Origin of the sequence: Pseudomonas sp. 2VD (assembly GCF_005503585.1) — a bacterium.
Lineage (GTDB): Bacteria > Pseudomonadota > Gammaproteobacteria > Pseudomonadales > Pseudomonadaceae > Pseudomonas > Pseudomonas aeruginosa.
Genome location: NZ_SCND01000611.1, coordinates 1 through 1796, shown reverse-complemented (window position 1 = coordinate 1796; position 1796 = coordinate 1). Strand labels below are relative to the sequence as shown.

Below are 1796 nucleotides of genomic sequence, written 5' to 3'. Positions count from 1 at the left end.
GATCGAGGACTGGGCGCGCAGCCAGGGCAGCGAGGTGCACTGTTTCCTGATCGACGTCGCCCGCTTCGGCCAGGACGAACGCGAAGACCGGAAGGAGCCCGGCGGCGACGGCAATACCCAGCACTTCCTGCTGCTCGACGAGTTCTACCGCAGCGCGATCTGGCTCGGCGGACGCACCCCTCTGTGGTGGCTGGTGCCGCCGGCCCATGAACGGCGCTACGACGAATACTGTCGGACCCTGCTCGGCAAACGCTTCATCCGCGCCGAAGAGGTGCTCGACCTCGGCCACCTGGCGCACATCCCCGCCCGGGAGTTCATCGGCGCCGGCCTCTGGCAGTTGTCCAAGGCCATCGATTCGCCCTACAAGTCGCTGCTCAAGCTGCTGCTCACCGAGGCCTACGCCAGCGAGCACCCGCGGGTCCGCTGCGTCGCCCTGCGCTTCAAGGAGCAGGTATTCGCCGGCCAGCTCGATCTCGACGAACTGGACCCCTACGTCCTGGTCTATCGCCATCTCGAACGCTACCTGCGGGAACAGCAGGCGCCGGAACGCCTGGAACTCGTGCGGCGCTGCCTGTACCTCAAGGTCGGGCGCAAGCTCGGCGGTCGCCAGCGCCAGGCGCAGAAGGGCTGGCAGCACCTGTCGATGGAGCGGCTCGTCGCGGAATGGCAATGGGAGCCTCGCCGCTTGGCCCTGCTCGACAGCCGCAGCCAGTGGAAGATGCGCCAGGTGATGGAAGAGCGTCGCACGGTGGTCAACGAACTGACCTACAGCTACCGCCTGCTGTTCCAGATCGCCCGCCAGCAAGGCGCTGACAGCGGCATCGACAGCCGCGACCTGGGCCTGCTCGGCCGCCGCCTGTATGCCGCCTTCGAGCGCAAGGCAGGCAAGGTGGAGAACATCAACCCGGGGATCGCCCCGGATCTCGGCGAAGACGTCCTGACCCTGGTCCAGCTGCCCGCCGACGACGACCGCGAGCAGGCGCAGTGGGCGATCTTCCCCGGTGCCCTGGGCGCTCACCAGTGGCCTGACTACGCGCCGCTGAAACGCAGCCTCAGGCTGGTCGAGCTGCTCGCCTGGTGCCATCGCAACGGCGTTATCGACAGCGCCACCCGGCTGTCCCTGCATCCCGGCCAGAGCGACCTCGGCGATGCCGAACTGGACAATCTCCTGGGCAGCCTGCGGCAGTTCCTGCCGGTCCCCCTGGCGACCGTGGACGACGCCGACCTGCTGCAACCGCGTCGGCTCAAGAGCGTCCTGCTGCTGGTCAACGTCGGTGTCGACCCGCTGCGCCACCACAGCCAGATGAACCTGCACATGGCTACCGGGCGTACCGACGTGCTCGGTTATGCCGGGGTGCGCGACAACCTGGTGCTGACCCTCGACCAGCTCAGCCTCAACAGCTGGAACGAACTGACGGTGCGCCATTACGCAGGCCCCCAGGCGCTGCCCGAGTGCCTTGCCGAGTTCCTCGACGCCGTCCGCGAAAAGCCCGGAAGCCCGCCGCAGCCACCCGAACTGATGGTGCGCTGCTTCTGTCGCAACCGGGCCGCCGCCATCGCCGTGCGGGTCGAAGAGCTGTTCCGCGAAACCTACGGGCAACTGCTTGGCGGCCAGCCGAGCCGCTACCTGCTGCAGATCCGCCAGCAGTACCACCTGCTGGAAATGTCGCCGGAGGCGGTCAGCCACGAGAGCCTGCCCGACCTGCCGAGCCTGCTCCAGCACCTGGGCCGCGAGCGCGATGGCTACAGCGCCCTGAAGCTGGATCGCCACGCCCTGGAAGGCGAGGACCTCGGGC

1 protein-coding gene is annotated in these 1796 nt (G+C 68.1%); it reads left to right on the top strand.

Annotation, left to right across the window (positions count from 1 at the left end; genetic code table 11):
• A partial coding sequence (locus FFS27_RS32385; protein ID WP_171019282.1) for a class I adenylate cyclase occupies window positions 1-1796 on the top strand: 1796 nt, incomplete at both ends.